Genomic DNA, 26,341 nt, shown 5'->3' with positions numbered 1-26,341 from the left:
CTATGACCCCATAAGCAGCTCTTATGAGTACTCAAAGGTCTCCTTGATGACGGGGCCTGGGCGAGAATGGGCGCATGACCCTGTTCCGCGACGACGGCATCGTGCTGCGCACCCAGAAGCTGGGTGAGGCGGACCGCATCATGCTGTGTCTTCCCGGGGATCAACCCCCGGACCCCCGGCCGGACACCCGTGGGGGCTCGCGATGACTCTCTTCCGCGACGACGGCGTCGTGCTGCGCACCCAGAAGCTGGGGGAGGCGGACCGGATTATCACGCTGCTCACTCGCGGTCACGGCCGCGTACGCGCCGTCGCGCGCGGCGTCCGGCGGACCAAGTCGAAGTTCGGGGCCCGGCTGGAACCCTTCTCGCACGTCGACGTGCAGTTCTTCTCACGCGGCAGCGAACTCGTCGGGCGCGGCCTGCCGCTGTGCACCCAGAGCGAGACGATCGCTCCGTACGGCGGCGGAATCGTCACGGACTACGGCCGCTACACCGCCGGTACGGCGATGCTGGAGACCGCCGAGCGGTTCACCGACCACGAGGGCGAGCCCGCCGTACAGCAGTACCTGCTCCTCGTCGGCGGCCTGCGCACCCTCGCCCGCGGCGAGCACGCGCCGAACCTCATCCTCGACGCCTTCCTGCTGCGCTCGCTGGCCGTCAACGGCTACGCGCCCAGCTTCAACGACTGCGCGAGATGCGGACTGCACGGGCCGAACCGGTTCTTCTCGGTCGCCGCGGGCGGCGTCATATGCGGCGACTGCCGGGTGCCCGGAAGCGTCGTACCCTCGGCGGAGGCCGTCGGACTGCTCAGCGCGTTGCTGACGGGGGACTGGGAGACGGCGGACAGTTGCGAGGCACGGCACGTCCGGGAGGGCAGCGGACTGGTGTCGGCGTATCTGCACTGGCACTTGGAGCGCGGACTACGCTCGCTGCGGTATGTGGAAAAGTGAATTGAGGGAGAGAGAAGCTCATGGCACGACGCGGGATTCTGGGCCGTAACCGGCGCGAGTACAAGACGCCGGAACCGCACCCGTCCGGTGCGCGACCGCCGAAGATCCCCGGCGAGCTGGTCCCGGAGCATGTGGCGGTCGTCATGGACGGCAACGGCCGCTGGGCGAAGGAGCGCGGGCTTCCGCGCACCGAGGGCCACAAGGTCGGCGAGGGCGTCGTCCTGGACGTGCTCAAGGGCTGCATCGAGATGGGCGTCAAGAACCTCTCCCTGTACGCCTTCTCCACCGAGAACTGGAAGCGCTCGCCCGAGGAGGTGCGCTTCCTGATGAACTTCAACCGGGACGTCATCCGCCGCCGGCGGGACGAGATGGACGAGCTGGGCATCCGTATCCGCTGGACGGGCCGGATGCCGAAGATGTGGAAGTCCGTCGTCCAGGAGCTCCAGGTCGCCCAGGAGCAGACCAAGGACAACGACGCGATGACGCTGTACTTCTGCGTCAACTACGGCGGGCGCGCGGAGATCGCGGACGCGGCGCAGGCGATCGCGCGCGATGTCGCGGCGGGCAAGCTCGACCCGTCGAAGGTCAACGAGAAGACCTTCGCGAAGTACATGTACTACCCGGACATGCCGGATGTGGACCTCTTCGTACGCCCCAGTGGCGAGCAGCGCACCTCCAACTACCTGATCTGGCAGAGCGCGTACGCCGAGATGGTCTTCCAGGACGTGCTGTGGCCCGACTTCGACCGCCGTGACCTGTGGCGCGCCTGCGTCGAATACGCCTCCCGTGACCGCCGCTTCGGCGGCGCCGTCCCGAACGAGGAGCAGCTCGCCGCGGGCAGCATGTAGAGGGCTAGGATCCCGCCTCATGGATCACCAGGGGCGGGACCTCATCCAGGCCGCGGAGACCGTCGAGCTGACCTACCGGCCGACGCGCGGCGACATTCTGGCGGGCATCCGGGTGCGCGACCGCGTCCGGCACTTCCACGTGCTCCGGGGGGCGGTGATGGCGCTCTTCGCAGGCTTCGGGCTGCTGCTGGTGGTGGCACCCGGCGGGCCCCCGGCGGGTAACGTCCTGCTGTGCGGACTGGTTGTCCTGTTCGTCTGGTCGGTTCCGCACCTCCAGGCGCACCACGTGCTGCGCATCGTGAAATGGCAGGGCGAATACCGTGCGACGGTCACCGACGCGGGTGTCTCGGCCACCAACGAGCACGCGACCCTGACCACGCGCTGGTCGCTCTTCCGGGGTTACCGGGAGACCCGCGACCACGTCGTCCTCCTCAGTCGGGATCCGAACATCCTGTGCCTGGAGGTCCTGCCCAAGCGAGGACTCGGGGCCCCGGACGACATCGACCGGCTGCGGGCGATCCTCGACCGGAACCTGCGGCGGGTCTGAGGCGGTTCAGGTACGAGAGCGGGCCCGCACCGAACCGTCGGTGCGGGCCCGCTCTCGTACCGCCTCAGACGCTTGCCGCGCACTCCACGCACGTGCCGAAGATCTCCACGGTGTGGGCCACGTTGACGTAGCCGTGCTGGGCCGCGATGGCCTCGGCCCACTTCTCCACCGCGGGGCCCTCGACCTCGACGGCCTTGCCGCAGACCCGGCACACCAGGTGGTGGTGATGCTCACCGCTGGAGCAGCGCCGGTACACCGCCTCGCCTTCGCTGGTGCGCAGTACGTCGACCTCGCCGGCGTCGGCGAGGGACTGCAAGGTGCGGTAGACCGTCGTCAGCCCGACCGAGTCGCCCCGGTGCTTGAGCATGTCGTGAAGCTCCTGCGCGCTGCGGAACTCGTCCACCTCGTCGAGCGCCGCCGCGACGGCGGCCCGCTGCCGGGTGGACCGGCCACGCACCGGGGATGGGGTTCCCGCAGTCGTCACAGGTGCCTCCTCTGGTCGCCCGTACGTATGTCGGGCCATTCTGTCAGGTCGCCGCCGAGTGCCGGTCAGACCTTGACACCATTGGCGGGGCGGGAGGTCTGCGGCAGTCCGCCCGCCTCCACGCTACATCCCGGCCCCGACCCGGCCTCCGCGTCCCTCAGCGCCCGTGCCCGGCGCCTGGCGAGCGGTGTGGCCAGCGCGGTCAGTACGAAGAAGACGCCGATGGCCAGCAGCACGATCGTCGCGCCCGGCGGCACTTCGTACTCGTACGAGGTCACCGTGCCCGCCAGCGTCACCGCCGTGCCGATGATCACGGCCAGTACGAACGTGACCTTGAAGGACCGGGTGATCTGCTGCGCCGCCGCCACCGGCACCACCATCAGCGCGCTGACCAGCAACAGCCCCACCACGCGCATCGCGACGGTGACCGTGACGGCCGCGGTGACCGCGATCAGCAGATTCAGGGCGCGCACCGGCAGACCGGTCACGCGGGCGAACTCCTCGTCCTGGCTGATGGCGAAGAGGTGCCGCCGCAGACCGACCGTGACGAGCATCACAAAGGCGGCGAGCAGGCAGATCGCGACGACGTCCGAGTCCGAGACGGTCGACAGGGAGCCGAAGAGGTACGAGGTGAGGTTGGAGTTGGAGCCGTTCGGCGCGAGGTTGATCAGCAGGACACCGCCTGCCATGCCGCCGTAGAAGAGCATGGCCAGTGCCATGTCGCCGCGCATGCGCCCGTACCAGCGGATCAGTTCCATCGCGACGGCGCCGGCGATCGAGACGAGGGCGGCCATCCACACCGGGTTGGCGCTGAGGAGGAAGCCGAGGCCGACTCCCGTCATCGCGACATGGCCGATGCCGTCGCCCATCAGGGCCTGGCGGCGCTGTACGAGGTAGATGCCGACGGCGGGGGCGGTGATGCCGACGAGGACGGCGGCGAGCAAGGCCCGCTGCATGAAGGCTGTTTCGAGGATTTCCATGATCAGGTCAGCAGTCCCGTCCGGACGGGCTCGGAATCCGAGTGCGGATGTACGTGATCGTGGCCGGGCAGCGCGTGCTGGCCCAGCGACTCCGGTGGCGGCCCGTCGTGGGTGACGCAGCCGTCGCGCAGGACGACCGCGCGGTCGATCAGGGGCTCCAGGGCACCGAGTTCGTGGAGTACGAGGAGCACGGTCGTACCGGCCACGACCTGCTCGCGCAGCGTCGAGGCGAGGATCTCCTGGCTGGTCAGGTCCACGCCCGCCATCGGCTCGTCCATGATCAGCAGCTCGGGCTCGGAGGCGAGCGCCCGCGCTATGAGGACGCGCTGGTGCTGGCCGCCGGAGAGGGCGTTCACGGAGTCCTTGGTGCGGTCCGCGAGCCCGACGAGCTCGATGGCGCGGTGCACGGCGGCGCGGTCGGCCTTCGAGGGCCAGCGAAGCTTCGTACGGGAGAGGCGGCCGGAGGAGACGACCTCGTACACCGTCGCGGGAACGCCGCTCGCGGCCGTGGTGCGCTGCGGTACGTACCCGACGCGCGACCAGTCGCGGAAGCGGCGCAGCGGCGTACCGAACAGGTCGACGGAGCCGCCGGTGAGCGGCACCTGGCCGATCACGGAACGTACGGCCGTCGACTTTCCGGAACCGTTGGCGCCGAGCAGCGAAACGACCTCACCGCGGTGCACGGTGAGGTCGATGCCGCGCAGCACGGGGCGCGAGCCGAGCGTGGCCGTGGCCCCGCGCAGGGATATGACGGGCTGCTCTGGCTCTGGCTTCATGGCTCGCGCCTCCGATGCTGCTGGTGGTGCTGGGTTGCTGGAGGAGACCTGCTTCACTTCGCGCCGAGGGCCTTCTCCAGCGCGGCGAGGTTGGACTCCATGACCTCGATGTAGTTATCGCCCTTGGACTTGTCCGTGATTCCCTCCAGCGGGTCCAGGACATCGGTCTTGAGGCCGGTGTCGCCCGCGAGGGTCTTGGCGGTCTTGTCGCTGACGAGCGTCTCGAAGAAGACCGTGGTGACCTTGTCGTCCTTGGCGATCTTCTGGAGGTCCTTCATGCGGGAGAGGCTGGGCTCGGAGTCGGGGTCGAGGCCGCTGATGCCCTCCTGCTTGAGGTCGTAGCGCTCGGCGAGGTAGCCGAAGGCGGCGTGGGTGGTGATGAACGTCCGGGTGTCGGTGTTCTTCAGACCCTTCTCGAACTTCGTGTGCAGGCCGTCGAGCTTGGTGACCAGGGCGTCGGTGTTCTTCTTGTACGCCGCGGCGTTGTCGGGGTCGGCCTTCTCCAGGGCCTTGCCGACGCCCTTGGCGACCTCGGAGTACTTCACGGGGTCGAGCCAGATGTGGGGGTCGCCGGCGGCTTCGGCGTGGTCGTGGCCTTCTTCTTCGGCGTGCGCGTCGGTGTGCTCGTCCGCGTGCTCGTCGCCCGCGTGCTCGTCGTGGCCGGCCTCGGTGCCGTGTTCTTCGAGGTGGGTGAGGCCGGCGGCGTCGACGGTGTTCTTCACACCGGACTGCGCGACCGCCTCGTCGACGGCGGGCTGGAGGCCCTTGAGGTAGAGGATGAAGTCCGCTTCGCCGAGCCCGGCGGTCTGCTTCGGGCTGAGCTCCAGGTCGTGCGGCTCCACACCGGGCTTCGTGAGGGTCGATACGGCGACGTGCTCGCCGCCTATCTCCTCGGCCAGGTACTGCATGGGGTAGAACGACGCCACCACGTCGAGCTTGCCCTCGCCGTTCTTGTCGGCGGCGCCGGAGGAGGAAGAGCAGGCACTGACGGCCATCAGGCCGAGCGCGACGGCTCCGGCGGTAGCGGCGGTGGGTATGAGGCGTCGTCGTACGTTCATGACACCCATTTTCAACAAAAGTGGAAACGATTGTCAATAATGACGGGTGTGACGTGGAGCTACGAGCGCCGGTAATCTGAATCATTCGCGTTCGTCGTCGTCGTAATGAAGAGAGCACCGTGGCCGCCGACAAGATCGACACCATCGTCAGCCTGAGCAAGCGCCGTGGCTTCGTCTACCCGTGCAGTGAGATCTATGGCGGTTCCCGGGCCGCCTGGGACTACGGGCCGCTGGGTGTCGAGCTCAAGGAGAACATCAAGCGTCAGTGGTGGCGCTCCATGGTCATCGCGCGCGAGGATGTCGTCGGTCTTGACTCCTCGGTGATCCTGGCGCCCGAGGTGTGGGAGGCGTCCGGTCACGTCGCGACGTTCTCCGACCCGCTCACCGAGTGCACCGCCTGTCACAAGCGTCACCGCGCGGACCACCTGATCGAGGCGTACGAGGCCAAGCACAACGGCCGCGCGCCCGAGAACGGTCTTGCCGACATCAACTGCCCCAACTGCGGCACCAAGGGCCAGTTCACCGAGCCCAAGCAGTTCTCCGGCATGCTGGAGACGCACCTCGGCCCGACCCAGGACACCGGCTCGCGCGCCTTCCTGCGTCCCGAGACCGCGCAGGGCATCTTCACCAACTTCGCCCAGGTGCAGCAGACTTCGCGCAAGAAGCCGCCGTTCGGCATCGCGCAGATGGGCAAGTCCTTCCGGAACGAGATCACTCCGGGCAACTTCATCTTCCGCACGCGCGAGTTCGAGCAGATGGAGATGGAGTTCTTCGTCAAGCCGGGCGAGGACGAGCAGTGGCAGGAATACTGGATGGAGCAGCGCTGGAGCTGGTACCGCGAGCTTGGTCTCCGTGAGGAGAACATGCGCTGGTTCGAGCACCCCGCGGAGAAGCTCTCGCACTACTCGAAGCGCACCGCCGACATCGAGTACCGCTTCAACTTCGGCGGCAGTGAGTTCTCCGAGCTGGAGGGTGTGGCCAACCGCACCGACTTCGACCTCAAGGCCCACTCCAAGGCTTCCGGCCAGGACCTGTCGTTCTTCGACCAGGAGGCCGGCGAGCGCTGGACTCCGTACGTCATCGAGCCGGCGGCCGGCGTGAACCGCGCCATGCTCGCCTTCATGCTCGACGCGTACATCGAGGACGAGGCCCCGAACGCCAAGGGCGTCATGGAGAAGCGCACCGTGATGCGCCTCGACCCGCGCCTGGCGCCGGTCAAGGTCGCGGTCCTGCCGCTGTCCCGCAACCCGCAGCTGTCGCCGAAGGCCAAGGGCCTGGCGACCGACCTGCGCAAGAACTGGAACATCGAGTTCGACGACGCGGGCGCCATCGGCCGCCGCTACCGCCGTCAGGACGAGATCGGTACGCCGTTCTGTGTGACCGTCGACTTCGACACCCTCGACGACAACGCGGTGACGGTGCGCGAGCGCGACACCATGAAGCAGGAGCGCGTCTCGCTGGACCAGATCCAGTCGTACCTGGGCGGCCGCCTCATCGGCTGCTGACCTGCTCGTACGTTGCGAAGGCCCCGGTTCCGCCCAGCGGAGCCGGGGTCTTCGTGCACACTGGGCCCGACGCACAGCAGGGAGGCGTGATGCCGCCGACTACCGGCAGCAAGGTCCGCAGATGGGATCAGCACGGCCGTGAGCACGTGGTCGAGGTCCAACGGGTCGGGATACAGCGCTCGTTGAACTGCGGTACGTGCGGCTGGCGCAAGGGGGTGCAGTTCCTGCCCTGGCTCAAGGCCCAGGAGCATCTCGCCGAGGCTCACCAGGCGACGGTGGACCCGGCGGGCTCCCGGACCTGAGCCGACGGCCGCCCGGCGGAAAAATCTGGTGCCCGGCGGCCCCGCGGCCCGGTAATGTCGCATGCATGTTCTTCCAGATCTACGAGTGAGCGCGCGGCGGATCCGACGTCCGCCCCCCACCCGACGAATCCCCAGATCACTTCTCATCACTTCGGGAGAACCCCGTGGCAAAGAGCCGCAACAACCTTCTCGGCGTAGGCGGGCAGCGCAAGAGGATGTCCCGCGCCGAACTCGCGGACAACGGTCCCACGCGCAACGCCGACCGCAAGCTGGCGTCCGACCACAAGGAGGAGCTGCTGCGCAAGATGCGTGAGCGCGCCGCCGGGGCAGAGGGCGGCGAGGCGGCCGCCGACGGCGCCCAGGACGCCCAGAGCTGACGTACGAGCAGTACAGCGGTGGGCCCGGACCGCACACAGCGGTCCGGGCCCGCACCCTTGTCCGGCCTCAGCGCACCGCGCCCGTGGAAGCCCGGCAGGACGCGGACTCCTCCAGCCGGGCGGCCGTCCGGCCGGCCGACCTCAGGGCCCAGGGGCCGCTGGTCAGCGCTCCCACCAGCAGTACGCACAGTCCGCAGCCGGCGATGATCCACCAGGCCGGTCTGCTCGCCGCGACGAAGGTGGCGTCGTACGACCGGCCGTGCAACCCGGCGGCCAGGACCGCGCCGATGACGGCGACGCCCAGCGTCTGGCCGACCTGCCTGCTGGTCGAGGCGATCGCGGCGGCGACGCCCGCCTGGGCGCGCGGCATGCCGGACACGGCGGTGTTGGTGATCGGTGCGTTCACCACGCCGAAGCCGAGGCCGAACAGTACGTACCCGGTGAACAGCATGGGCGTGGACGTCTCCGCCTCGAACGCCGCGAACAGCACCCCGCTCGCCGTCATCGTGACACCCGCCAGGAGCAGCGGGAGCCGTGGCCCCCGGCTGCCGACAAGACGGCCCGAGAGTGGCGCGCAGACCAGGGTCAGCCCTGCCATGGGCAGCATGTAGAGCCCGGCGTGCAGGGCCGAGAAACCGCGTACGTCCTGGAGGTACAGGGTGTTCACGAAGAGGAAGCCGCCGAGCGCCGCGAACGCGCACACCGCGATGACCGTCGCCCCGCTGAACGGCGCGCTGCGGAAGAACCGGGGATCGATCAGTGGCTCCGTGCGCCTCCGCTCGTACAGGAGAAGGCCCACGAGCGCCATCGCGGCCGTTCCCGCGAGCAGCAGAATCGGCGGCGACGTCCAGCCCGCGACGGGGGCCTCGATGATCGCGTACGTGAGCGATCCGAGCAGCGCGATGACCAGGAGCTGTCCCACGGGGTCCGGGCGGCGCGCCTTGGGGGCACGCGACTCGGGTACGTACCGGATGGTCAGCAGCAGTGCGGCGAGTCCGACCGGCAGATTGACCCAGAAGATCGCCCGCCAGCTGACCGAGTCCACCAGCAGGCCGCCGATCAGCGGGCCCGCGGCCATGGAGATCCCGACCACACCGCCCCACACCCCGATCGCCCGGGCCCGCTCCCGCGGCTCGGTGAAGGTGTTGGTGATGATCGACATGGCGACGGGGTTGAGCATCGAGCCGCCGACGGCCTGGACCATGCGGAAGGCGACGAGCGATTCGAGGTTCGGCGCGAGGGAGCAGAGCAGCGAGCCGAGGGTGAAGAGCACGAGGCCGGTCTTGAAGACCCTGCGCCGCCCGATCCGGTCTGCGGTGGAGCCCGCGAGCATCAGCAGCGAGGCGAGGACCAGCGTGTACGCGTCGATCGTCCACTGCATCCCGGCGACCGTCGCGCCGAGCTCCTCGCGCATGGAAGGGAGGGCGACGTTGAGGACGGTGTTGTCGAGGCTCACGATCAGCAGGCTCATGCAGCAGATCGCCAGCACCAGCAACCGCCGCCGGTGGGTGAGCTCGGGCATACGCGGATAGTACGGCTCACTAACGACTCGTGCCGTACGGGACAATGGGGCCATGACCACCGCGCTCCCCATGCTCTCCATCGGCCCGCACTCCGTGCAGCCCCCGGTGGTGCTCGCCCCCATGGCCGGCATCACCAACGCCCCTTTCCGCACCCTGTGCCGCGAGTTTTCCGGTGGCAAGGGGCTGTTCGTGAGCGAGATGATCACCACGAGGGCGCTGGTCGAGCGCAATGAGAAGACCATGCAGCTGGTCCACTTCGACGCGACGGAGACGCCGCGCTCGATCCAGCTGTACGGCGTCGATCCCGTCACGGTCGGCAAGGCGGTCCGCATGATCGTGGACGAGGACCTGGCCGATCACATCGACCTGAACTTCGGCTGCCCGGTGCCGAAGGTGACACGCAAGGGCGGCGGCTCGGCGCTTCCGTACAAGCGGCCGCTGCTGCGGGCCATCCTCAACGAGGCCGTCTCCAACGCGGGCGAGCTGCCGGTGACGATGAAGATGCGCAAGGGCATCAACGACGACCACCTCACCTACCTCGACGCCGGGCGGATAGCGGTCGAGGAGGGCGTCACGGCGATCGCCCTGCACGGGAGGACCGCGGCGCAGCACTACGGGGGTACGGCCGACTGGGACGCCATCGCGCGCCTCAAGGAGCACGTGCCGGAGATCCCGGTCCTCGGCAACGGCGACATCTGGTCCGCCGACGACGCGCTGCGGATGATGCGCGAGACCGGCTGTGACGGTGTGGTCGTGGGGCGCGGGTGCCTGGGGCGCCCGTGGCTGTTCGGGGACCTGGTGGCGGGCTTCGAGGGGACGGGCGCGTACGCCGCGCCGACGCTGCGCGAGGTCGCCGCGGTGATGCGCAGGCACGCGGAACTGCTCGGGGAGTGGATCGGTGACGAGGCACGCGGGGTCATTGACTTCCGTAAGCACGTCGCCTGGTACCTGAAGGGGTTCTCGGTCGGCTCGGAGATGCGAAAGAAACTCGCAATCTCCTCATCCCTGGATGAAATGGACGCTCACTTGAGCGAGCTCAATCTGGACCAGGCGTGGCCCGTGGGGGCGGATGGGCCTCGGGGACGTTCGTCCGGCAATGGGCGAGTTGTCCTGCCGGATGGCTGGTTGAAGGACCCGTACGACTGCTCCGCCGTGAGTACGGAGGCGGAGCTGGACACGTCCGGAGGCTGAGATCCGGGTCTCGGAAGGGTCTCATCTGTGACGTGATCCTCGCCACGCCTGATGTGGTCATTGCTCAGATGAGCACTTCAGGCGGGGCTGCACCTCTCAAAAGGTGGCACTGGGTGCCACCTTCTTTTGTTTTGATCGATCAAATCAACTGTCACTCTCTGCTGGCAGTTCGGCAAAAGATCGCTGCACTGTGTAGTTATGTGTTGAACACTTGAATGAAGCCCTCGATCGGTCGCGCCGAGTTGATCACTTTCGATCTGCTGGCGGACGAGTGGTTAAGGCCGCATGACAGTCAGGTGGACGTACCCAGACACCTTCGATCTGGGTATGTTCCTCGCCGTCAGGGCAGCCACCGCGTCCTCGAGGAGTCGAGACCCGTGTCGGAAAACAAAGAACCCCAGGTAGCCACCGAGCCCCAGGGTCAGAAGTTCGTTTATGACTTCACCGAAGGCAACAGGAACCTCAAGGACCTGCTGGGCGGCAAGGGTGCCAACCTCGCCGAGATGACCAACCTCGGGCTGCCCGTCCCTCCGGGCTTCACCATCACCACCGAGGCGTGCAAGGTCTACCTCGACAGCGGCGAGGCGCCGGAGGCGCTGCGCGCCGAGGTCAGCGCGCACCTCGACGCCCTTGAGCAGAGGATGGGCAAGAAGCTCGGCCAGGCCGACAACCCGCTGCTCGTCTCCGTCCGCTCGGGCGCCAAGTTCTCCATGCCCGGCATGATGGACACCGTCCTGAACATCGGGCTCTCCGACAAGTCGGTCACCGGCCTCGCCAAGCAGGCCGGCGGCGACGAGCGCTTCGCGTGGGACTCGTACCGCCGTCTCATCCAGATGTTCGGCAAGACCGTCCTCGGCGTCGACGGCGAGCTCTTCGAAGAGGCGCTGGAGCAGGCCAAGCACGCCAAGAAGGTCACGGTCGACACCGACCTGGAGGCGGCCGACCTCAAGAAGCTGGTCCGCAAGTTCAAGAAGATCGTGTCCGACGAGGCCGGACGCGACTTCCCGCAGGACCCGCGCGAGCAGATGGACCTCGCCATAAACGCGGTCTTCGACTCGTGGAACACCGACCGCGCCAAGCTGTACCGCCGCCAGGAGCGCATCCCCGGTGACCTCGGCACGGCCGTCAACGTGTGCTCCATGGTCTTCGGCAACCTCGGCCCCGACTCCGGCACCGGTGTCGCGTTCACCCGCGACCCCGCCAGCGGCCACCAGGGCGTGTACGGCGACTACCTGCAGAACGCGCAGGGTGAGGACGTCGTCGCCGGTATCCGCAACACTGTGCCGCTCGCCGACCTCGAGAACATCGACAAGGCGTCGTACGACCAGCTCATGCAGATCATGGAGACGCTGGAGACCCACTACAAGGATCTCTGCGACATCGAGTTCACGATCGAGCGCGGCCAGCTGTGGATGCTCCAGACCCGCGTCGGCAAGCGCACCGCCGGCGCCGCCTTCCGCATCGCCACGCAGCTCGTCGACCAGGGCCTCATCGACGAGGCCGAGGCGCTCCAGCGCGTCAACGGCGCGCAGCTCGCGCAGCTGATGTTCCCGCGCTTCGACGAGGAGGCGAAGACCGAGAAGCTCGGCCGCGGCATCGCTGCATCCCCGGGCGCGGCGGTCGGCAAGGCCGTCTTCGACTCGTACACGGCCGTCAAGTGGTCGCGCTCCGGCGAGAAGGTCATCCTCATCCGCCGTGAGACGAACCCGGACGACCTCGACGGCATGATCGCCGCCGAAGGCATCCTGACCTCGCGCGGCGGCAAGACCTCGCACGCCGCCGTCGTCGCCCGCGGCATGGGCAAGACCTGTGTCTGCGGCGCCGAGGAGATCGAGGTCGACACCAAGCGGCGCCGCATGACGGCTCCGGGCGGGATCGTCGTCGAGGAGGGCGACGTCGTCTCCATCGACGGCTCCACCGGCAAGGTGTACCTCGGTGAGGTGCCCGTCGTACCGTCCCCGGTCGTCGAGTACTTCGAGGGCCGCATGCACGCCGGCGCCGACGACGCCGACGAGCTGGTCGCCGCCGTGCACCGGATCATGGCGTACGCCGACCGGGTACGTCGCCTTCGGGTACGCGCCAACGCGGACAACGCCGAGGACGCCCTGCGCGCCCGCCGCTTCGGCGCCCAGGGCATCGGCCTGTGCCGCACCGAGCACATGTTCCTGGGCGAGCGCCGCGAGCTCGTCGAGCGGCTGATCCTGGCCGACACGGACGACGAGCGCGAGCAGGCGCTGGGCGCGCTGCTGCCGCTCCAGAAGGCCGACTTCATCGAGCTCTTCGAGTCGATGGACGGGCTGCCGGTGACGGTGCGGCTGCTCGACCCGCCGCTGCACGAGTTCCTCCCCGACATCACCGAGCTGTCGGTGCGCGTCGCGCTCGCCGAGGCCCGCAAGGACGCGAACGAGAACGACCTGCGCCTCCTCCAGGCCGTGCACAAGCTGCACGAGCAGAACCCGATGCTGGGTCTGCGCGGTGTACGTCTGGGCCTCGTCATCCCGGGTCTGTTCGCGATGCAGGTCCGCGCCATCGCCGAGGCCGCCGCGCACCGCAAGAACGCCAAGGGTGACCCGCGACCGGAGATCATGATTCCGCTCGTCGGCACCGTCCAGGAGCTGGAGATCGTCCGCGAGGAGGCCGACCAGGTCATCGCGGAGGTCGAGGCCGCCACCGGCACGAACCTGAAGCTGACCATCGGCACGATGATCGAGCTGCCCCGCGCCGCTCTGACCGCCGGTCAGATCGCTGAGGCCGCGCAGTTCTTCTCCTTCGGTACGAACGACCTCACCCAGACCGTGTGGGGCTTCTCCCGCGACGACGTCGAGGCGAGCTTCTTCACGGCGTACCTGGAGAAGGGCATCTTCGGGGTCTCCCCGTTCGAGACGATCGACCGGGACGGCGTCGGCTCCCTCGTCCGCTCGGCCGTCGAGGCGGGACGCGCCACGCGCCCCGACCTGAAGCTCGGCGTCTGCGGCGAGCACGGCGGTGACCCGGAGTCGGTGCACTTCTTCCACGAGGTGGGGCTGGACTACGTGTCCTGCTCGCCGTTCCGGATCCCGGTGGCGCGCCTGGAGGCGGGCCGCGCGGCGGCGCAGTCCGCGGGCAGCGACTCGCGCTAGACCGGCCGCATAAGAAGCGGCGGCGCCTCTCGGAGGCGCCGCCGCTTCGTTGTGCCGGTGATTAGGAGCGCGGAGAAGTTCAGGAAACAACAGAAAGCAACAGCAGTTCAATTACGCCATTTTCCCCGGAAAGCGGCGGCAGGATGCGGTCGCCGGATCCCCACCCGGCGACCGCATCCTGATACCTCGACGGACACTGAGCCGCTACCTTCGCCGACCGCCGCCAGACCCAGCAAAGCCCCCCACGGCCTTCGCTGCGTCTTTCCGGTGACTCCGGTGTCGTGTCCGACGGGGAACAGCATTTCGTTCGGCACAGGGGACGCGCGATGCGTTTCAACTGTGGCTGAAAGGCCGTGGTGACGGCGTGTGATTGCGTGCATACTCGGCTGCGGGGGCGATTGCGGATGCAACAGATGGGGCTTCGGTGCTACGTGTTCATTTCTCCGGTGTTGACCTGTCGAGGATTCGGCTGTCCGACCGGCCGGACGCGTTGTGGGAAACGGTCCTCAGCTTTCACAGATTGCGAGACCGGCGCGGCGCCAAGGTGTTCGGAGAATGGCGACGGGAATCGCGGGCTCGGTTGAATGGTGAAACACGGCTGCTGTCGTCGGTGATACCGACGAGGGGCTATTTTCCCGATTTCCTGACACCCCGTGAGGGGACGCGCGGCATGGACACGGCACTCGAAGCGGTACGGGGGACCGCACCCGAGCGGCTGCGCGCCGAGCTGGCGCTGCTCGTCGCCTCGCACCGGCCGGACCGTATGACGGCTCCGCAGAACCACGCGGCATCGACACAGCAGCGCCTCGCCCCACTGGCCGGCGGCCGGGGTGAGCCCCTGGCCCGCCTCACCGGCGCCCTGCGCGGCTACCACCGCGCCGCCGTCGAGCCGTACTGGCCGCACATCCAGGCCCGTGTCGAAGCCGACAGGGCGGCCAGGGGCCGCGCCCTGCTGGACGGCGGCGCGGACGAACTCCTCGCCTCGCTCCCGCCGATGCTGCGCTGGCGCCCGCCGGTCCTGGAGGCCGACTATCCGGTCGACCGGGATCTGTACCTGCGCGGCCGGGGCCTGCTGCTCCAGCCGTCGTTCTTCTGCCGCGGCACGCCGGTCGTCTACCGCGACCCGCAACTGCCGCCCGTCCTGGTCTACCCCGTGACCCACGCGGACGCCGCCCCGGCCCCCGCCGACGACCCCGGACCGCCCCTGGGCCGCCTGGTCGGCCAGACCCGCTCCACGGTCCTCGGGGCGATCGGCAGCGGCTGTACGACGAGCGAACTCGCCCGCAGGGCAGGGGTGTCGCTCGCGTCGGCGAGCCAGCACGCGTGCGTACTGCGCGAGGCCGGCCTGGTCGTCACCCTGCGGCACGGCAACGCGGTGCTCCACACCCTGACGCCGCTGGGCGCCGCCCTCCTGCGGGGCGGCGCCACAGCGGAAGCCCTCGTACCTTCGCCGGAAGAGACGGGGGCGGCGGGCCGTCAGCTGCGGAAGGGGCCCGTCACCTCGTAGGTGATGCCGCCGGACGAGCTGCCGCTCGTACCGCGCTGGCTGGAGAAGTACAGGCGCTTGCCGTCCGGCGAGAACGCCGGGCCGGTGATCTCCGAGCCCGACTGACCGTCGATCCGCAGGAAGGGAGCCACCACGTCGTCCGGCGTGATCACGCAGATCTCCATGTTGCCGCCGTCCTCGGCGACGAAGAGGTCACCGGACGACGTGCCCGTGACGTTGTCCACGCCGGTCAGCGGGGCGGTGCCGCTCACCAGCGAGTCGTCGTAGGCGAGCTCGATGGTCTGCGCGGCCGCGTTGTACTGCCAGACGCGGTTGTCGCCCTTGGTGGTGAACCAGCACGTGTCGTCGGCGTAGTAGCAGCCCTCGCCGCCCGTGAAGCGCTTGGCGCCCGAGACCTGGTTGCGGGTGGCGGTCGAGGCGCCGCTGGGGTCCGGGACGGTGGCCCAGGTGACAGGTCCGGACGTACCCGAACCCATCTTCAGCACCTCCAGCCTGCCCGCCGACAGATCGCCCCAGGTGGTGGGCGTGAAGCGGTAGAAGCAGCCGTCGGAGACGTCCTCGGTGAGGTAGATCGTCCTGCGCACCGGGTCGGCGGCGGCGGCCTCGTGCTTGAAGCGGCCCATCGCGTCGCGCCGTACGGCGGCCTTCACGCCCCACGGGTCGGTCTCGTAGACGTAGCCGCGGTCGACCTCCTCACAGGACAGCCAGGTGTTCCACGGGGTCTTGCCGCCCGCGCAGTTCTGGCGGGTGGAGGACAGGATGCGGTACGCGCCGGTGATCGCGCCCGTCGAGGAGAAGCGGACCGCGCCCGCGCCGCCGGAGGGGTTGATCTCCGAGTTCGAGACGTAGATCCAGCCGGTGCCGTCCGCGTAACAGGCGCCGCCGTCCGGGGCGTTGTGCCAGGTGTACGCGGTGGAGCCGACCTTCTGGCCGGAGCGGGCTATGACGCGGCTGCTGAAGCCGGACGGCAGGCGCAGGCCGTTGGCGTCGGGGGAACCCAGCGCACCGTAGGGGCCGGTGCCGGGCTGCGCGGGGGCGGCGTACGCGGCGCCGCGCCAGAGGGTGCCGCCGAAGGCGGTGACGGAGGTGCCGATGACAGCGCCGCGCAGGAAGCTACGACGTTCCATGTGTCACTCCAGGGTGGGGGACTGTGACCTCGCAACCTAAGAGTCTCGAATTGACAGTGCATCAACAACCGGTGAGCGGCAGGTGATCAGTCGTAGACCTGGTCATCGAGGTCGTCGAGGTCGACCTGGTCGTCGGGCTCGATCTGGTAGTCGGCGCGGTCCAGGTCGTCGAAGACGTCCTGCGCCACGGTGAACGCCGAGTTCGCCGCCGGGACTCCGCAGTACACCGCCGTCTGGAGCAGGACCGCGCCGATCTCCTGCCTGCTCAGGCCGTTGGTCAGCGCCGCCCGCACATGCAGCGCGAGCTCCGCCTCGTGGCCGTGGGCGACGAGCGCGGTGAGGGTGACGCAGCTGCGGATGCGCCGGTCCAGGGTCTCGTCGGTCCAGATCTCACCCCAGGCGTACCGCGTGATGAAGTCCTGGAAGCGGGCCGTGAACGGTGTCGTACGGCCGATCGCGCGGTCCACGTGGGCCGGGCCGAGGACCGCCCTGCGGACGCGCATGCCTGCCGCGTGGCGGGACGCGTCGGTGTGGGCGGGCGGCGGGGCGAAGTGGGCGAGCAGCGCGGCGGTCACCGTCTCGGGCTTCTCGACGCCCGCGAGGTGCGCCGCGCCCGCGATCTCCAGCAGGCTCGAACCCGGGATCGCGTCGGCGATCTCGCGGGCGTGCGCGGGCGGCGTCGCCGGGTCGTCGCGTCCGGCGACGACGAGGGTCGGTGCGGCCACGGTGGGGAGCGCGCCGCGCAGGTCGTACGCCGCGAGGGCGTCGCAGCAGGCGGCGTAGCCGGCCGGGTCGGTGGCGCGCAGGTCTTCGATGAGCGCGTGGCCGAGGGGCGTCGAGGCGAACGCGGGCGCGAACCAGGTGCCCGGGCGGCTCGACACCATCGCCTCGGTGCCCTGCGCCCGTACGAGAGCGGCGCGCTCGCGCCAGGTGGCCGGGTCGCCGAAGCGGGCCGACGAGCAGACCACGGCGAGGGCGGTGACGCGTTCGGGGAAGTGCGTCGCCAGGTGGAGTCCTACGGCGCCGCCGATCGAGACACCGGCGTATGAGAAGCGCTCCCAGCCCTGCGCGTCGGCGGCCCGCAGTACGAGCGCCGCCAGGTCGGCGACGGTCGCGGTGCCGTCCAGCGGCATCAGCCCGGCGGGGGTGCCGCCGTGGCCGGGGAGGTCCCAGCGCAGGACGCGGTGGACGCGGGCCAGGGCGGCGAGCTGGGGCTCCCAGACGGTGAGGGAGGTGCCTACGGAGGGGCCGAGGATCAGCGGGGTGCCGGATTCGGGGCCGTCGAGGCGGACGTGGGGGAGCTGGGGGAGGTGGCCGGCGTCAGGCATGGGGGTGCTCCGGCTTTCGGTCCAGGGCGCGGTCTACGAGGGCCGCCGCGGAACCGGTGTAGCGCGTGGGGTCGGTGAGTTCGGCGAGCTGGTCTTGGGGGAGCACGTCCGCGAGTGCCTCGGCCAGGGGGATGCCTTCGGTGGCGGTGCGCCGGGAGGCGGCGGTGAGGAGCTCCTTGGCACGGGCCCGGCCCAGGGCGGGGGTCAGGGCGGCGGCGACGCGTTCGCTGACGATCAGGCCGTGGGTGAGACCGAGGTTCTCGCGCATGCGCTCGGGGTGGACGCGGAGGCTGGTGACCAGCTCGGCAGCGTGGGCCGCCGCGCCGCCGGCCAGACGCAGAAGCTCGCGCAGGGGCTGCCATTCGGCGTGCCAGGCACCTGCGGGGCGTTCGTCCCCGGCGGTGGCGAGAGAGGCGACGAGTACGGACGCCAGGGCGGGGGCCTGGTGGGCGGCGGAGGCGATCAGGGTGGCGTGGACGGGGTTGGCCTTGTGGGGCATGGCGGAGGAGCCGCCGCCGGTGCCTTCGGAGAGCTCGGCGATCTCGGTGCGGGAGAGCGTCAGGACGTCCGTTGCGAGTTTGCCGAGGGCGGCGCAGGTGAAGGCGAGGGCGGTGGCCAGGTCGGCGGTGGGGGTGCGGAGGGTGTGCCAGGGGAGGGTGGGCGCCGCGAGGTTGAGTTCGGCGGCGTAGGCGGTGAGGAGGGTGAGGCCGGGGGTGGGCTCGGGCTGGGGGGCTTTGGGGTCGGTGCCGTGCCGGGGCGTCTCCTCGGGCGCCGAACGTTCGGGTACCGCGTTGGTTCGTTCGCGGTGGTTGCGTTCAACGCCCTGCGGGGAGCGCCCCGGCACGTCCCCTCCCGGCACCGTGAAGTCGTCACCGGCGGCCGTCCGGCCGAAGGCGGCCAGCGTGCCCGCCGCTCCTCCGAGTTGTGCGGGGAGGCAGAGGGCCCGCAGGCGGGCGTGGGCGTCGAGAGCGAGGCTTCGCCAGCCCGCTGCCTTCAGGCCGAAGGTGGTGGGGACCGCGTGCTGGGTCAGGGTGCGGCCCGGCATGGGGGTGTCCCGGTGTTCCGCCGCCAGGGTGGCGAGAGCCGCCGCCGTGCGGGTCAGGTCAGCCGTGATCAGGGGGAGCGTGCGGGTGGCTACCAGCATCATCGCCGTGTCGACGATGTCCTGGCTCGTGGCTCCCCGGTGCACGTACGGCGCCGCTTCCGGGCCCACCGCCGCAGTGAGGCCGGCCACCAGCGGGATCACCGGGTTGCCGCCGGACCTCGCGCGCAGGGCCAGGTCGCGTACGTCGAAGCGGTCGGCCTGCGCCGCCGCCGTGACCGCCTCGCCCGCCCAGGCGGGCCCCTGCGCCCGGGTCAGGGCCGCCTCCGCGTCCAGCATCGCCTGGAGCAGCGCCACGTCGCCGGTGGCGGCTTCGGCCGCCGTTCCCGCGCGTACGGGGGAGAGGAGTCCGTGGTCGGGCCGGTCACGGTCAGGCGAAGTCAAGGAAGACCGTCTCTTCCTCGCCCTGGAGGCGGATGTCGAAGCGGTGGGTGCGGTGGCGGTTCGGTTCGGGCCGGGCGATCAGTGTCGCGCGGCGCTCGGGAGTCAGCGAGGCGAGCAGGGCGTCCGGGCCCTCCGCGAGGTACGCGCGCGTGAAGAGGTGGTGCGTCAGGCCGCGCGCGAACACGCACACGCTGATGTACGGGACGGACGGGGCACCCGGCGGCAGCGTACGGACCGTGTAGTGGCCGTCCGCGTCCGTCGGCACCCGGCCGAAGCCCGTGAAGCCGACGCCGTCGCGGCCGAGGAAACCGCCGTTCACGGGATCGCGGCGCATCGATCCCGGCGCGCCGGCCAGTGAACCGTCCGGTCCCGCCTGCCAGAGCTCGACGATCGCGTCGGGGACCGGTTCCCCGGCGCCGTCGTACACGTACCCGTGCAGCGTGATCGTGTCGGGATGATCGGCGGGGGCGATGTCGCCGCCTCCCGGGAACGGCAGGGCGTACCCGTAGAAGGGGCCGACGGTGTGCGAAGGGGTGGGCGGCAGATGCGTCATCAGCGGCCTTCCTCGATCCAGGTGGCGGACGGGCCGTCGAGGACGATGTCCCAGCGGTAGCCCAGCGACCATTCGGGGCGGGAGAGGGAGTGGTCGTACGCGGCGACGAGCCGGGCGCGGGCCGCGTCGTCCGTCACCGACTGGAGGATCGGGTCGTACGCGAAGAGCGGGTCGCCGGGGAAGTACATCTGCGTGACCAGGCGCTGGGTGAAGGCCGAGCCGAAGAGCGAGAAGTGGATGTGGGCGGGGCGCCACGCGTTCTCGTGGTTGCGCCACGGGTAGGCGCCCGGCTTGATGGTGGTGAAGCTGTACGAGCCGTCGTCACCCGTCAGGACCCGCCCCACGCCCGTGAAGTTGGGGTCCAGGGGGGCCGGGTGCTGGTCGCGCTGATGGGCGTACCGGCCGGAGGCGTTGGCCTGCCACAGCTCGACGAGCTGGCCGCGTACCGGCCGGCCCGCGCTGTCGAGCAGCCGCCCGGAGACGGTGATGCGCTCGCCGAGCGGCTCGCCCGCGTGCTGCCGGGTCAGGTCGTGGTCGAGCTCGGTGACGTCGGTGTGGCCGAAGACGGGGCCGGACAGCTCGACGGTCTCGGGGTCCCCGTCGACGGCCACCAGGGGCTGCTTCGGGTGGCGCAGGAGGCTGCTGCGGTACGGCGGGAAGTCGCGCGGCGGGTGGTGCGTGGCCGGAGCCCCTGCCGCGCGGGCCTTCTCGTAACCGGCGCGGATCTCGGCGAGCTCGCCGTCGATGTCGGACTGCGTGAGAGGGGTCGGCGGTGTCATCGGGCGTCGTCCTTTCCTGCGGAACCTGCGGAACCTGCGGCCTTCAGGGCGCGCAGTGCGGCCAGTTCGGCCGGCGTCGGGGGCTCGGTGACCCCGACCGTGTCCGCGGCCTTCAGCTCCCAGCCGGTGGCCGCCCGTACCTGCTCGACGGTGACGCCGGGATGGAGTTCGGTGAGAACCAGCTCCGCGGTGGCCGGGTCGGGGCGCAGGATGCCGAGGTCGGTGATGACGGCGACCGGGCCCGCGCCGGGCATGCCGAGCTCCTTGCGGTCGCCGGGGCCCGAGCCGTGGCCGAGCGTGGTGACGAAGTCCAGCTTCCGCACGAAGTTGCGGGTGGAGTGGCGCAGCACCATGAGCACCTTGCCGCAGTTCGACGCGATCTCGGGTGCGCCGCCCGCGCCGGGAAGGCGGCCCTCCGGCTTGTCGGGGCCCCGGTCGACGACGGTCGTGTTGATGTTGGCGAAACGGTCGACCTGGGCGGCGCCGAGGAAGCCGACGTCGATCCGGCCGCCCTGGAGCCAGTAGTTGAACATCTCGGGTACGGGCACCACCGCGTCGGCCGTCTCGGCCAGCTCGCCGTCGCCGATGGACAGCGGGAGGCGGGTCGGCTTGGAGCCGATCGTCCCCGACTCGTAGATCAGCACCAGGCCCGGATTGACGGTGTTGCGGGCGAGGTTGGCGGCGGTGGACGGCAGGCCGATGCCGACGAAGCAGGTCCGTGCCCCGGCCAGCGCGCGGGCCGCGTTGATCTCCATCAGCTCGTCGCGGGTGAAGTCCTCGGTGGTCGTCATCGGACGGCAGACCCTTCGGTGCGTACGTTCTCGTTGATCCAGCGGGTGAAGGTGTCGCGGTCCCGGGCGATCGGGTCCCAGGCCTGGTAGAACGCGTTGTCGCGCACCGTGTAGCCAGTGGCGTACGACGGGTGCGCGCCGCCCGGCACCACGGCGACCGCGTCGATGACCCAGGTCGGCAGGACGACGCCGCCGGGCCGGGGCGTCAGCTCGTCGACGACCTCCTCGACGGTCACCAGCACCCGGCCGGCGGCGAGCGCGGCCTCCTTCTGGACGCCGGTCAGGCCCCACAGCTGGACGTTGCCGTCCCGGTCGGCCTGCTGGGCGTGGATGACGGTGACGTCGGGGTTGAGCGCGGCGACGGCGGCCAGCTCCTCACCGGTGAACGGGCAGGTGACGGAGGAGACCGTGTCCGTACGGGTCGCGAGGTCGGAACCGCGGTAGCCGCGCAGTACGGCGAACGGCAGGCGCGACGCACCCGCGACGTATCGGTTGGCCATGCCGGCGTGGCTGTGCTCGTCGAGCTCCAGGGGGCGCGGCCAGCCGTTCTCGACGGCGTCGCGGAAGCGGTGGAGGGAGCCGACGCCCGGGTTGCCGCCCCAGGAGAAGATCAGCTTCTTCACCAGACCGGCGCCGATGAGCTGGTCGTAGATGACGTCCGGGGTCATCCTGGCGAGGGTCAGGTCGGTGATGCCCTGGCGGATGATCTCGTGTGCGGCGGCGTACGGGATCAGGTGGGTGAAGCCCTCCATGGCGAGGGTGTCCCCGTCGTGGACGAGGTCCGCCACGGCGTCGTGCAGGCTGCGTATGTCGGCCATCGTCACTCCGCGAGTTGCCCAGTGTGAGTTTGGGAGAGTTGCTCAGTGTACTGACTAAATTCTCGTCGAGGCCGTACAATTCCACTGAGTAAGGCTGGCGTCAATGACTCAGTGCACAGAGCATCGACCCGATCATTCCAGGAGGCCCGCATGGCTGCGGTCGATCTGAGCACCCACCCCGGGCATCTCGCCCGGCGGCTGCAGCAGGCGCACACCCTGCTGTGGACCACGATGGTCTCGGAGGAGACGACATCGCCGCAGTTCGCCGTCCTCAACGCGCTGACCGAGAAGCCGGACATCGACCAGCGCACCCTGAGCGAACATGTCCACCTCGACCGCTCGACCATCGCGGACCTGGTGGCGCGCCTCGGCAGGCGCGGTCTGCTGGAGCGGGTGCGCGACCCGGACGACGGCCGGCGCAACGTACTCAAGCTCACGGACGAGGGCACGGCGGTGCACCGCAAGCTGGTCACCCGGACGACGCGGATGAACCGGGTGTTCCTCGCCCCCCTCGACGAGGGCGAGCAGGAGACGCTGCTGCGCCTGATCGGGCGGGTCGCGGACGCGGCGGAGGAACTCCGGGGCTGAGTCCGCGGGCGTTCCGGGGAACGTTCAGCTCTCCACAAGCTCCTTGAGAGCGGCGAGACGCTCCTTCCAGAAGGCCTTGTACGCCGCCACTTCCGCCGCGTCCGCGAGCTTGGTGTGGATGAGTGACACCTGCGTCTTCGACTCGCCCTTCGGCGTGAAGTAGACGGAGAGCCGGCCGCTCGCGCAGTCGGCGGACAGGGTCTTGCCCGCGCGGTGGGTACGCAGCGAGAACTCGCTGCCGGGAAGCCATCGGCGGCGTACATCCTCATCGGTGAAGGCGGCCTCGCAGCGCGCAACCGGCGCCTCGACCGTTCTGCTGCCGCTCGTCTGCCAGTCACCGGCCGACGACTGGCCGACCTGGCGCAGGCCGCGTTCCTGTTCGTACCCGACCGTGATCGACTGGGCGTACCAGCCGTCCACCGCGAGATCTTCGGTGAGGTGGCGGGCGATCTCCGTGTGGCCGCGCCCGATGGCGCCCCACGCGTCGAGGAGCGCGAACCAGGTGTCCCAGTCCCGGCCGGTGGACGCCTTCAGCGCATCGGCCGACAGCTTCTCGGTGATCTTCTTGCCCGCGGAACCGGCGGAACCGGCGGAACCGGAGGAACCGGAGGAACCGGAGGAACCGGAGGAACCGGAGGAACTGGAGGAGCTGGTCATGGCGCCGACGCTAGGACGGGCGTGGCGCACCCGCAAGGCGGAAACTTTCTGCGAGTTTCTGTTCGAGCGATGAGTTTCGCGTGGTGCCCGGGTCTACCCCTGCGTATGGCAACGACGGTACTGAACCGCCGACCGAGAGAAGAGAGACACAGCTCATGCCCCAGATGATCTTTGTGAACCTGCCGGTCAAGGACCTCGACACCACGAAGGCCTTCTTCGGCAAGCTCGGGTTCTCGTTCAACCCGCAGTTCAGTGACGACAAGACGGCCTGTCTGGTGATCAGCGACACCATCTTCGCCATGCTGCTCACCGAGCCGCGCTTCAAGGAGTTCACCAAGAAGGAGATCGCGGACACGAGCAGGACCACAGAGGTGCTGCTCGCCCTCAGCGCCGAGAGCCGGGAGAAGGTCGACGAGATGGCGGACACCGCCCTCGCGTCCGGCGGTTCCCCCGCGAACGAGCCCCAGGACCACGGCTTCATGTACGGCCGTTCCTTCCACGACCCCGACGGTCACACGTGGGAAGTCATCTGGATGGACCCGTCGGCCGTCGAGGGACAGCAGGGCTGACACCGGGCGGCAGGAGCGGCGGAAGCGGCAGGCAAAGTGACGAGGAGGGCCTCATGATGTGAGGCCCTCGTACGTCACGCCCGTGAGCTGCTCCGAAGCCACCCACAGCCGTTCGCTCGCCACATCGTTCGTTGTCCACGTCGCGCGCCACGACTTCGTGGGCGCGCCCCGCCAGCCCTGGAACTTCGGCCCGGTGAACGAGTCGGGCCGTACGCCGGGCGCGGTCGCCGCGTACAGCGTGGGCAGGGCGCCGGACTCGGCGGGCTGCGCGACGATCCTGTTCCCCAGCGCCACGATCCGTTCGGCCGCCCTGCGCCCCTCCATCCGTACGCCGGCGGACTGGAGGTTGGTGCTGGCGTAGCCGGGGTGGGCGGCTGCCGCGACGACGTCGGAGCCCGCCGCGGCGAGCCGCCCGGCCAGCTCGTGGGTGAAGAGCAGGTTGGCGGTCTTGGACCGGCCGTAGGCGATCCAGCGCCGGTACCCGCGCTCGCTGTTGAGGTCGCCGATGTCGATGTTGGACAGTGCGTGCAGCCCGCTGGAGACGGTCACGACACGGGCCTCGGGCGTCCGGAGCAGATGCGGCAGGAGCAGTCCGGTGAGGGCGAAGTGCCCGAGGTGATTGACGCCGAACTGCGTCTCGAAGCCGTCGGCCGTCCGTCCGTACGGGAGCGCCATGACGCCCGCGTTGTTGATGAGCAGGTCGAGGCGGTCGTACGCGTATGAGCTCGCGAAGTCCCGTACGGAGGACAGGTCGGCCAGGTCGAGTGGTGTGAAAACGACCAGTGCTCCGGGCAGTTCGCGGGTGATGCGCGCCGCGGCCTCTTTGCCGCGTTGCTCGCTGCGGCACGCGAGGACCACCCGCGCGCCGCGGCGGGCGAGTTCGCGCGCCGTGACGAGTCCGATGCCGCTGTTGGCCCCGGTGACCACGGCCGTACGGCCGCTCTGGTCGGGGATGTCGCTCGCTTTCCAGCCAGTCGTCATGGGGCCAGCGTACGACCGGACACCTCGTCAGGCGGAGGCGCCTCCGTCGATGACGAGTTCGCTTCCGACGACGGACGCGGCGTCGGCGGAGGCGAGATACAGCACGGCGGCGGCAACCTCACCGGTCGTCGATATCCGGCCGAGCGGAGACTCGTCCTTCATGCGGACGGCGCGCTCGGCGTCGCTCTCGCCGGGGTGCAGCGACATGGTGGTGGCGGCGGCGCCCGGGCTGACGGCGTTGATCCGGACGCCGTCCTGGATGTGGTCGAGGGCGGCGGCGCGGGTGAGGGCGGATACGGCGGCCTTGGAGGCGATGTAGCCGGCGGCGCCGGGGATGCGCCGGTGCGCGCCGAGGTTGGAGGAGATGTTGACGATCACCCCGCCGTTCTCCTGGGAGCGCATCGCGTCGATCTCGGCCTGCATGGACAGGAGTACGCCCGTGACGTTGATGTCGAGGAGCGTGCGCCAGTCGTTCTCGGACAGCTCGGCGACGGGACCGCCTCCCCGGAACACGCCGGCGTTGTTCACCGCGACGTCGAGGCTGCCGAAGCGCTCGACGCTCTCGCGAACGAGCGCCCTCACGTCCTCGGAACGGCTGACGTCGGCGGTGACCGCGACCGCGGTGCCGACGCCGCCCGTCTGCCGTGCCAGGGCGACCGTCTCGTCGAGGGGCGCGGCGCGGCGTCCCGCTACGACGACGTTCGCGCCCTCGGCGGCGAAGGCGAGAGCGATGGCGCGGCCGAGGCCGGAGCCCGCGCCGGTGACGAGGGCGGTCTTGCCGGAGAAGCGAGCAGTCATGATCGGTCCGTCCTTATATTTGAACGAGCGTTCTGTTATTGGGGCGTAAAAGAGACGCCCTGAGGGCGCCCCGGAAGTGGTCGGTGGTGTCGTTGGGCCGGTCAGTCGAGAAGTGTCAGCGCCTGTTCGGCCGCGTCCCGCACGCGGGCGGGGTCGCTGGAGGCCTTGCCGACGACTCGCAGGCCCTGCATCAGCACGAGCAGCATGCGGGCGAGCGCCCGCGGATCGCGGTCCTCGGGCAGCTCGCCCTGTGCCTGGGCCCGTACGAGCGCGGAGTGCAGCAGGGTTTCCATGTGCTCCCAGCTCACCTCCACCCGGCGGGCCGCCGAGTCGTCGTGCGGGGCCAGCTCGGCGGCCGTGTTGGTGACGAAGCAGCCGGGCAGCCGTTCCTTGTCGGAGGCCGCCTCGGCGGCGAACCGCCGCAGCACCGCACGCACGGCCGGCAGTGCGGGGCCCGGCTGGGAGAGCTCGCCGAGCAGGCGCGGGTTGCGGGAGTCGGCGTACCGGTCGAGCGCCTTCAGGTAGAGCTCGTGCTTGTTGCCGAACGTGGCGTAGATGCTGGCGCGCCCGATGCCGAGGTGGTCGACGAGGTCCGCCATGGTCGTCGCTTCGTAACCGCGCCGCCAGAACAGCTCCAGAGCTGCCTGCAGCGCGGCGTCGGGGTCGAATTCCTTGGTCCTGGCCACGTCCGGAACGGTAG

The 26,341-nt window shown here is 69.9% G+C and carries 28 protein-coding genes; 12 read left to right on the top strand and 16 right to left on the bottom strand.

Annotated features, from left to right (window positions below; genetic code table 11):
* Nucleotides 1–74: 74 nt before the first annotated feature.
* Genes J7E91_RS37045 through J7E91_RS16860 form a run of 4 tightly spaced genes read left to right on the top strand, consistent with a single transcriptional unit; the run spans nucleotide 75 to nucleotide 2,344 of the window.
* Nucleotides 75–206: a hypothetical protein gene (locus tag J7E91_RS37045; protein WP_308376712.1), complete on the top strand. Its 132-nt coding sequence runs from the start codon at nucleotides 75–77 to the stop codon at nucleotides 204–206.
* A complete protein-coding gene (recO, locus tag J7E91_RS16870) occupies nucleotides 203–949 on the top strand; it encodes a DNA repair protein RecO (RefSeq protein WP_214904835.1) in 747 nt (248 codons plus the stop codon). Before J7E91_RS37045 ends, recO begins: the two co-directional genes overlap by 4 nt.
* A gap of 20 nt (nucleotides 950–969) precedes the next feature.
* A complete protein-coding gene (locus tag J7E91_RS16865) occupies nucleotides 970–1,797 on the top strand; it encodes an isoprenyl transferase (RefSeq protein WP_214904832.1) in 828 nt (275 codons plus the stop codon).
* A 19-nt stretch (nucleotides 1,798–1,816) separates the two neighbouring features.
* Nucleotides 1,817–2,344 carry a YcxB family protein gene (locus tag J7E91_RS16860; RefSeq protein ID WP_214904829.1) on the top strand — a complete coding sequence of 176 codons (528 nt, stop codon included), beginning with the start codon at nucleotides 1,817–1,819 and terminating at the stop codon, nucleotides 2,342–2,344.
* 64 nt (nucleotides 2,345–2,408) lie between these two features.
* Here J7E91_RS16860 and J7E91_RS16855 read toward each other — a convergent pair whose 3' ends face one another.
* The 4 genes from J7E91_RS16855 to J7E91_RS16840 all read right to left on the bottom strand — a co-directional run bounded on the left by J7E91_RS16855 (nucleotide 2,409) and on the right by J7E91_RS16840 (nucleotide 5,642).
* A complete protein-coding gene (locus J7E91_RS16855) occupies nucleotides 2,409–2,828 on the bottom strand; it encodes a Fur family transcriptional regulator (RefSeq protein WP_028813525.1) in 420 nt (139 codons plus the stop codon).
* A gap of 65 nt (nucleotides 2,829–2,893) precedes the next feature.
* On the bottom strand, nucleotides 2,894–3,808 hold the full coding sequence (locus J7E91_RS16850) for a metal ABC transporter permease (protein WP_214904826.1): 915 nt from the start codon (nucleotides 3,806–3,808) through the stop codon (nucleotides 2,894–2,896).
* Nucleotides 3,809–3,810: 2 nt separating this feature from the next.
* The gene (locus tag J7E91_RS16845; protein WP_214904823.1) at nucleotides 3,811–4,584 is read right to left on the bottom strand and encodes a metal ABC transporter ATP-binding protein; all 774 of its coding nucleotides are present in this window, start codon (nucleotides 4,582–4,584) and stop codon (nucleotides 3,811–3,813) included.
* Between the two features lie 53 nt (nucleotides 4,585–4,637).
* Complete coding sequence (locus J7E91_RS16840) at nucleotides 4,638–5,642, bottom strand: metal ABC transporter substrate-binding protein (protein ID WP_214904820.1); 1,005 nt, start codon at nucleotides 5,640–5,642, stop codon at nucleotides 4,638–4,640.
* A 119-nt stretch (nucleotides 5,643–5,761) separates the two neighbouring features.
* On the opposite strand from J7E91_RS16840, the gene J7E91_RS16835 reads away from it, so the two are divergent.
* The 3 genes from J7E91_RS16835 to J7E91_RS16825 all read left to right on the top strand — a co-directional run bounded on the left by J7E91_RS16835 (nucleotide 5,762) and on the right by J7E91_RS16825 (nucleotide 7,826).
* A complete protein-coding gene (locus J7E91_RS16835) occupies nucleotides 5,762–7,147 on the top strand; it encodes a glycine--tRNA ligase (protein WP_214904817.1) in 1,386 nt (461 codons plus the stop codon).
* A gap of 89 nt (nucleotides 7,148–7,236) precedes the next feature.
* Complete coding sequence (locus J7E91_RS16830; protein ID WP_214904814.1) at nucleotides 7,237–7,449, top strand: hypothetical protein; 213 nt, start codon at nucleotides 7,237–7,239, stop codon at nucleotides 7,447–7,449.
* Nucleotides 7,450–7,613: 164 nt separating this feature from the next.
* Nucleotides 7,614–7,826, top strand: a complete 213-nt coding sequence (locus tag J7E91_RS16825; protein ID WP_214904812.1) for a DUF6243 family protein — start codon at nucleotides 7,614–7,616, stop codon at nucleotides 7,824–7,826.
* 67 nt (nucleotides 7,827–7,893) lie between these two features.
* On the opposite strand, the gene J7E91_RS16820 is transcribed toward J7E91_RS16825, so the two are convergent.
* The gene (locus tag J7E91_RS16820; RefSeq protein ID WP_214904810.1) at nucleotides 7,894–9,348 is read right to left on the bottom strand and encodes an MFS transporter; all 1,455 of its coding nucleotides are present in this window, start codon (nucleotides 9,346–9,348) and stop codon (nucleotides 7,894–7,896) included.
* Nucleotides 9,349–9,400: 52 nt separating this feature from the next.
* Here J7E91_RS16820 and dusB point away from each other — a divergent pair, with 52 nt between their 5' ends.
* The 3 genes from dusB (at nucleotide 9,401) to J7E91_RS16805 (ending at nucleotide 15,166) form a co-directional block, all read left to right on the top strand.
* A complete protein-coding gene (dusB, locus tag J7E91_RS16815; RefSeq protein WP_214904808.1) occupies nucleotides 9,401–10,540 on the top strand; it encodes a tRNA dihydrouridine synthase DusB in 1,140 nt (379 codons plus the stop codon).
* Nucleotides 10,541–10,917: 377 nt separating this feature from the next.
* Nucleotides 10,918–13,659, top strand: coding sequence for a pyruvate, phosphate dikinase (ppdK, locus tag J7E91_RS16810; protein ID WP_214904806.1), 2,742 nt, complete (start codon nucleotides 10,918–10,920; stop codon nucleotides 13,657–13,659).
* A gap of 424 nt (nucleotides 13,660–14,083) precedes the next feature.
* Nucleotides 14,084–15,166: a helix-turn-helix transcriptional regulator gene (locus J7E91_RS16805; RefSeq protein ID WP_214904803.1), complete on the top strand. Its 1,083-nt coding sequence runs from the start codon at nucleotides 14,084–14,086 to the stop codon at nucleotides 15,164–15,166.
* Here the strand turns inward: J7E91_RS16805 and J7E91_RS16800 are convergent.
* From J7E91_RS16800 to J7E91_RS16770, 7 genes are all read right to left on the bottom strand, one after another.
* Nucleotides 15,136–16,293 carry an alkaline phosphatase PhoX gene (locus J7E91_RS16800; RefSeq protein WP_214904801.1) on the bottom strand — a complete coding sequence of 386 codons (1,158 nt, stop codon included), beginning with the start codon at nucleotides 16,291–16,293 and terminating at the stop codon, nucleotides 15,136–15,138. The genes J7E91_RS16805 and J7E91_RS16800 overlap by 31 nt on opposite strands.
* An 86-nt stretch (nucleotides 16,294–16,379) precedes the next feature.
* On the bottom strand, nucleotides 16,380–17,621 hold the full coding sequence (gene pcaC, locus J7E91_RS16795) for a 4-carboxymuconolactone decarboxylase (protein ID WP_214904798.1): 1,242 nt from the start codon (nucleotides 17,619–17,621) through the stop codon (nucleotides 16,380–16,382).
* The gene (locus tag J7E91_RS16790) at nucleotides 17,614–19,107 is read right to left on the bottom strand and encodes an adenylosuccinate lyase family protein (protein WP_251015787.1); all 1,494 of its coding nucleotides are present in this window, start codon (nucleotides 19,105–19,107) and stop codon (nucleotides 17,614–17,616) included. Before J7E91_RS16790 ends, pcaC begins: the two co-directional genes overlap by 8 nt.
* Nucleotides 19,094–19,660: a protocatechuate 3,4-dioxygenase subunit alpha gene (pcaG, locus tag J7E91_RS16785; RefSeq protein ID WP_214904796.1), complete on the bottom strand. Its 567-nt coding sequence runs from the start codon at nucleotides 19,658–19,660 to the stop codon at nucleotides 19,094–19,096. The genes J7E91_RS16790 and pcaG overlap by 14 nt, the downstream gene beginning before the upstream one ends.
* The gene (gene pcaH, locus J7E91_RS16780; protein ID WP_214904793.1) at nucleotides 19,660–20,439 is read right to left on the bottom strand and encodes a protocatechuate 3,4-dioxygenase subunit beta; all 780 of its coding nucleotides are present in this window, start codon (nucleotides 20,437–20,439) and stop codon (nucleotides 19,660–19,662) included. Before pcaH ends, pcaG begins: the two co-directional genes overlap by 1 nt.
* Nucleotides 20,436–21,230: a CoA-transferase subunit beta gene (locus J7E91_RS16775; RefSeq protein ID WP_214904790.1), complete on the bottom strand. Its 795-nt coding sequence runs from the start codon at nucleotides 21,228–21,230 to the stop codon at nucleotides 20,436–20,438. Before J7E91_RS16775 ends, pcaH begins: the two co-directional genes overlap by 4 nt.
* Nucleotides 21,227–22,048, bottom strand: a complete 822-nt coding sequence (locus J7E91_RS16770) for a CoA transferase subunit A (protein ID WP_214904786.1) — start codon at nucleotides 22,046–22,048, stop codon at nucleotides 21,227–21,229. Before J7E91_RS16770 ends, J7E91_RS16775 begins: the two co-directional genes overlap by 4 nt.
* A 150-nt stretch (nucleotides 22,049–22,198) precedes the next feature.
* On the opposite strand from J7E91_RS16770, the gene J7E91_RS16765 reads away from it, so the two are divergent.
* A complete protein-coding gene (locus J7E91_RS16765) occupies nucleotides 22,199–22,636 on the top strand; it encodes a MarR family winged helix-turn-helix transcriptional regulator (protein ID WP_214904784.1) in 438 nt (145 codons plus the stop codon).
* A gap of 24 nt (nucleotides 22,637–22,660) precedes the next feature.
* On the opposite strand, the gene J7E91_RS16760 is transcribed toward J7E91_RS16765, so the two are convergent.
* Nucleotides 22,661–23,293 (bottom strand): SRPBCC domain-containing protein, encoded by a 633-nt coding sequence (locus tag J7E91_RS16760; protein WP_214904782.1) that lies wholly within the window; start codon nucleotides 23,291–23,293, stop codon nucleotides 22,661–22,663.
* Nucleotides 23,294–23,448: 155 nt separating this feature from the next.
* Here J7E91_RS16760 and J7E91_RS16755 point away from each other — a divergent pair, with 155 nt between their 5' ends.
* The gene (locus J7E91_RS16755) at nucleotides 23,449–23,862 is read left to right on the top strand and encodes a VOC family protein (RefSeq protein WP_214904780.1); all 414 of its coding nucleotides are present in this window, start codon (nucleotides 23,449–23,451) and stop codon (nucleotides 23,860–23,862) included.
* A gap of 51 nt (nucleotides 23,863–23,913) precedes the next feature.
* Here the strand turns inward: J7E91_RS16755 and J7E91_RS16750 are convergent, their stop codons facing one another.
* From J7E91_RS16750 to J7E91_RS16740, 3 genes are all read right to left on the bottom strand, one after another.
* Nucleotides 23,914–24,843, bottom strand: coding sequence for an oxidoreductase (locus J7E91_RS16750; protein WP_214904778.1), 930 nt, complete (start codon nucleotides 24,841–24,843; stop codon nucleotides 23,914–23,916).
* 27 nt (nucleotides 24,844–24,870) lie between these two features.
* Nucleotides 24,871–25,641 (bottom strand): SDR family NAD(P)-dependent oxidoreductase, encoded by a 771-nt coding sequence (locus J7E91_RS16745; protein ID WP_214904776.1) that lies wholly within the window; start codon nucleotides 25,639–25,641, stop codon nucleotides 24,871–24,873.
* 101 nt (nucleotides 25,642–25,742) lie between these two features.
* Nucleotides 25,743–26,327 (bottom strand): TetR/AcrR family transcriptional regulator, encoded by a 585-nt coding sequence (locus J7E91_RS16740; RefSeq protein ID WP_214904774.1) that lies wholly within the window; start codon nucleotides 26,325–26,327, stop codon nucleotides 25,743–25,745.
* Between the last annotated feature and the right edge of the window lie 14 nt (nucleotides 26,328–26,341).

The organism is Streptomyces sp. ISL-99, from assembly GCF_018614005.1.
GTDB classification, from domain to species: Bacteria; Actinomycetota; Actinomycetes; order Streptomycetales; family Streptomycetaceae; genus Streptomyces; species Streptomyces flavidovirens.
This window is presented reverse-complemented; position numbering and strand designations above follow the sequence as displayed.

Coding starts and splice junctions, on each gene's coding strand:
- J7E91_RS16770 (WP_214904786.1), bottom strand. CDS start 22,048: ATGGCCGACATACGCAGCCTGCACGACGCCGTGGCGGACCTCGTCCAC.
- J7E91_RS37045 (WP_308376712.1), top strand. CDS start 75: ATGACCCTGTTCCGCGACGACGGCATCGTGCTGCGCACCCAGAAGCTG.
- recO (WP_214904835.1), top strand. CDS start 203: ATGACTCTCTTCCGCGACGACGGCGTCGTGCTGCGCACCCAGAAGCTG.
- pcaH (WP_214904793.1), bottom strand. CDS start 20,439: ATGACACCGCCGACCCCTCTCACGCAGTCCGACATCGACGGCGAGCTC.
- J7E91_RS16840 (WP_214904820.1), bottom strand. CDS start 5,642: ATGAACGTACGACGACGCCTCATACCCACCGCCGCTACCGCCGGAGCC.
- J7E91_RS16860 (WP_214904829.1), top strand. CDS start 1,817: ATGGATCACCAGGGGCGGGACCTCATCCAGGCCGCGGAGACCGTCGAG.
- J7E91_RS16760 (WP_214904782.1), bottom strand. CDS start 23,293: ATGACCAGCTCCTCCAGTTCCTCCGGTTCCTCCGGTTCCTCCGGTTCC.
- J7E91_RS16745 (WP_214904776.1), bottom strand. CDS start 25,641: ATGACTGCTCGCTTCTCCGGCAAGACCGCCCTCGTCACCGGCGCGGGC.
- J7E91_RS16750 (WP_214904778.1), bottom strand. CDS start 24,843: ATGACGACTGGCTGGAAAGCGAGCGACATCCCCGACCAGAGCGGCCGT.
- J7E91_RS16850 (WP_214904826.1), bottom strand. CDS start 3,808: ATGGAAATCCTCGAAACAGCCTTCATGCAGCGGGCCTTGCTCGCCGCC.
- J7E91_RS16800 (WP_214904801.1), bottom strand. CDS start 16,293: ATGGAACGTCGTAGCTTCCTGCGCGGCGCTGTCATCGGCACCTCCGTC.
- J7E91_RS16820 (WP_214904810.1), bottom strand. CDS start 9,348: ATGCCCGAGCTCACCCACCGGCGGCGGTTGCTGGTGCTGGCGATCTGC.
- J7E91_RS16775 (WP_214904790.1), bottom strand. CDS start 21,230: ATGACGACCACCGAGGACTTCACCCGCGACGAGCTGATGGAGATCAAC.
- pcaC (WP_214904798.1), bottom strand. CDS start 17,621: ATGCCTGACGCCGGCCACCTCCCCCAGCTCCCCCACGTCCGCCTCGAC.
- J7E91_RS16830 (WP_214904814.1), top strand. CDS start 7,237: ATGCCGCCGACTACCGGCAGCAAGGTCCGCAGATGGGATCAGCACGGC.
- pcaG (WP_214904796.1), bottom strand. CDS start 19,660: ATGACGCATCTGCCGCCCACCCCTTCGCACACCGTCGGCCCCTTCTAC.
- J7E91_RS16865 (WP_214904832.1), top strand. CDS start 970: ATGGCACGACGCGGGATTCTGGGCCGTAACCGGCGCGAGTACAAGACG.
- dusB (WP_214904808.1), top strand. CDS start 9,401: ATGACCACCGCGCTCCCCATGCTCTCCATCGGCCCGCACTCCGTGCAG.
- J7E91_RS16765 (WP_214904784.1), top strand. CDS start 22,199: ATGGCTGCGGTCGATCTGAGCACCCACCCCGGGCATCTCGCCCGGCGG.
- J7E91_RS16845 (WP_214904823.1), bottom strand. CDS start 4,584: ATGAAGCCAGAGCCAGAGCAGCCCGTCATATCCCTGCGCGGGGCCACG.
- J7E91_RS16755 (WP_214904780.1), top strand. CDS start 23,449: ATGCCCCAGATGATCTTTGTGAACCTGCCGGTCAAGGACCTCGACACC.